Here is a 3595-nt window from a genome sequence, read left to right as displayed (position 1 = left end):
CGGGCAACGCGGGCACGGTGGTGCGCGTGGCGGACGCGGCGGGCGCCGACGCGGTCCTGCTCACCGGGGACGGGGTCGACGTCCACAACGGCAAGTGCGTGCGTGCCTCCACCGGAAGCCTGTTCCACCTCCCCGTCGCCGTCGAACGCGATCCCGCCGCGGCGCTGGCCGCCTGCTCCCGTGCGGGTCTGCGGACGGTCGCCGCGCACGGCCATGCCGCGTCCGATCTGACCACAGCGGACGATCTGGAGTCCCCGACGGCCTGGCTGTTCGGCAACGAGGCCCACGGGCTGCCCGACGAGGTGCTCGCGGCGGCGGACACCGCCGTGCGGGTACCGCTGCACGGCCGGGCGGAGAGCCTCAACCTCGCCACCGCCGCCGCGGTGTGCCTCTACGCCCGCGTGCTGCGACACTCCCCCTGACCGAGGGTGACCGGCGTGCGGGCCCCGGGCTCGCATAGAATCTCCGGGGGATCGCTGACGTGCGCTCACGCTCGCGTGCAGCCGCCAACCGTGAAGCGGACGTTCGAGGAGTTATGTCCGAAGCCGTGGAGAAGCAGGGGCCGGAGTCGGCCGACACGCTCGCGCCGGAGACGGTGCGGGCCGCCGTCGACGAGGCCAGGGAGGCGTTCGCCGCCGCGACGGACCTGGACGCGCTGGCCGCGGCCAAGCCCGCGCATCTCGGCGACCAGTCGCCGTTGGCGCTGGCCCGCCGCGCGATCGGTGCGCTGCCCAAGGCGGAGAAGGCGGACGCGGGCAAGCGCGTGAACGAGGCGCGGCAGGAGATCCAGTCGGCCTTCGACGAGCGCCGTGCGGTCCTGCGGGCGGAACGCGACGAGCGGGTCCTGCGCGAGGAGGCCGTCGACGTGACGTTGCCGTGGGGCCACGTGCCGCGCGGCGCCCGGCACCCGATCACCACGGTCGCCGAGCGTGCCGCGGACGTCTTCGTCGCCATGGGCTACGAGATCGCCGAGGGCCCCGAACTGGAGGCCGAGTGGTTCAACTTCGACGCGTTGAACTTCGGCAAGGACCACCCGGCGCGGGCCACGGCCGACACCTTCTACGTCGCCCCCGAGGACTCCAACCTGGTGCTGCGCACGCACACCTCGCCGGTGCAGGCGCGGGCGCTGCTGCATCGTGATCTGCCGGTGTACGTGGTGTGCCCGGGGCGCACGTTCCGCACCGACGAGCTGGACTCCACCCACACCCCGGTCTTCCACCAGGTCGAGGGCCTGGCGGTGGACAAGGGCCTGACGATGGCGCACCTGCGCGGCACGCTGGACGCCTTCGCCCGGGCCATGTTCGGGGAGGAGTCGGGCACCCGGTTCCGGCCGCACTTCTTCCCGTTCACCGAGCCGTCCGCCGAGGTGGACGTGTGGTTCCCGGAGAAGAAGGGCGGGCCCGGCTGGGTCGAGTGGGGCGGTTGCGGCATGGTCAACCCGAACGTGCTGCGCGCCTGCGGGGTCGACCCGGAGGTCTACTCCGGATTCGCGTTCGGCATGGGCCTGGAGCGCACCCTGCAGTTCCGCAACGGCATCCCGGACATGCGCGACATGGTGGAGGGGGACGTGCGCTTCACCTTCCCCTTCGGAACGGAGGCGTGAACGATGGACGATCGGTTATGCCATTGTGCGCGCCGACCGGGTTGGGCCCCCGCTGCGGCATCCTCGGGTGCCGCAGTAGGGGAGGGTGTCCCACAGGAAACGGAGGCGTGAACGATGCGGGTCCCCGTCAGTTGGCTCACCGAGCATCTGGATGTCGGCGCCGAGGTCACGGCGCAGGAACTCGCCGCCGCGTTCGTCCGCCTGGGTATCGAGGTCGAGGACGTCCGGCCGGTCGGCGACGTCACCGGTCCGTTGGTGATCGGTCGGGTCGTCGAGGTCGAGGAGCTGACCGGGTTCAAGAAGCCGATCCGGTACTGCCGGGTCGACGTGGGCGGTGACGCGGACTCCGACGCCGGGTCCGGCCCGGGGGACGCGGTCCCGGACCCCACGCGGCCGCCGACGAACGGCGTCGTCTGCGGTGCCACCAACTTCGCCGAGGGCGACCTGGTGGTGGTGGCCCTGCCGGGCGCGGTGCTGCCCGGTGACTTCACCATCGCCTCCCGCAAGACCTACGGCCGCGTCAGCGAGGGCATGATCTGCTCGGCCCGGGAACTGGGCCTGGGGGAGGACCACAGCGGCATCCTCGTGCTGCCCCCGGGGACCGCCGACCCCGGCGACGACGCCCGGGACGTGCTCGATCTGGGCGACACGGTGCTGGATCTGGCCCCGACCCCGGACCGCGGGTACGCCCTGTCGGTGCGGGGCCTCGCGCGGGAACTGGCGGGTGCGTTCGACGTGCCGTTCGGTGACCCGGCACAGGTGGAGCTGCCCGGTGCCGAGGGCGACGCCTGGCCGGTGCGCATCGACGACCCCGCGGGGTGCCGCCGGTTCGTGCTGCGCCGCGTGACCGGTCTCGACGCGGGCGCGCCCACCCCGTGGTGGATCCAGCGCCGCCTGCTGCTCGCCGGGATGCGGCCGATCTCGCTGGCGGTGGACGTCACGAACTACGTGATGCTGGAACTCGGCCACCCGCTGCACGCCTTCGACACCGGCGCGATCAAGGGTGACCTGGTGATCCGGCGGGCGGAACCGGGCGAGACGCTGGTGACGCTGGACGACGCCGAGCGAGGCCTCGACCCGGACGACGTCGTGATCACCGACGACACCGGGGTGATCTCCCTCGCGGGCACGATGGGCGGCGCGAGCACCGAGATCCGCACCGACAGCACCGACGTGCTGCTGGAGGCCGCGCACTGGGACCCGGCCTCGATCAGCCGCACCGCGCGCAGGCACAAACTCTTCTCCGAGGCGGCCAAACGGTTCGAGCGGTTCACCGACCCCGAGCTGTGTGCGGCCGCCGTGGAGACGGCCGCACGGCTGCTGCGCCGGTACGGCGAAGGCAGCGTCCGGCCCGGTCGGACCGACGAGGGGGGCTTCGGGCAGGCCGAGCCGATCACCATGCCGATCAACCTCCCCGACCGGGTCGCCGGGGTGAACTTCGACCGCGGCGTCACCGTGCGCCGGCTCACCCAGGTCGGCTGCAAGGTGTCGGTGGGGACCGGCCAGGACGGCTCCGCGCTGGTGAGTGCGGTGCCGCCGAGCTGGCGCGGTGATCTCGCCCAGTCCGCCGACCTGGTGGAGGAGGTGCTGCGGCTGGAGGGCTACGAACACATCCCCTCCGTGCTGCCGTCCGCTCCCGCCGGGCGGGGACTGACCCGGGCCCAGCGCCGCAGGCGTGCGGTGTCCCGCATGCTGGCCGAGGCCGGCTACGTCGAGGTGCTCCCGTTCCCGTTCGTCGCCCCGTCGACGTGGGACGACCTCGGCCTGCCCACCGACGACGAGCGCCGGAACGCGGCGAGTGTGCTGAACCCGCTGGAGGCCGAGCGGCACCAGCTCGCGACGTCGCTGCTGCCCGGCCTGTTCGAGACGCTGCACCGCAACCTCTCCCGCGGGTTCCGGGACGTGGCGCTGTACCACGTCGGCCAGGTCGTGCGCCCGCGCGAGGGGCAGGCCGCCGCGCCGGACCCGAGCGTTGCAAGGCGCCCGGACGAC

At 73.2% G+C, this 3595-nt stretch carries 3 protein-coding genes; all 3 read left to right on the top strand.

Annotation, left to right across the window (positions count from 1 at the left end; genetic code table 11):
* Window positions 1–422: TrmH family RNA methyltransferase (locus tag SACHA_RS21870; protein WP_019810144.1), on the top strand; the 422-nt coding region annotated here is incomplete at its 5' end.
* Window positions 423–535: 113 nt separating this feature from the next.
* A complete protein-coding gene (pheS, locus tag SACHA_RS0112405) occupies window positions 536–1603 on the top strand; it encodes a phenylalanine--tRNA ligase subunit alpha (RefSeq protein WP_019810142.1) in 1068 nt (355 codons plus the stop codon).
* Between the two features lie 114 nt (window positions 1604–1717).
* On the top strand, window positions 1718–3595 hold a 1878-nt coding region (gene pheT, locus SACHA_RS0112400; protein WP_019810140.1), incomplete at its 3' end, for a phenylalanine--tRNA ligase subunit beta.

It is taken from the genome of Saccharomonospora halophila 8 (genome assembly GCF_000383775.1).
GTDB lineage: Bacteria > Actinomycetota > Actinomycetes > Mycobacteriales > Pseudonocardiaceae > Saccharomonospora > Saccharomonospora halophila.
Note: the sequence above shows the minus strand (reverse complement) of the source record. Positions and strands in the feature narration are given on the sequence as shown.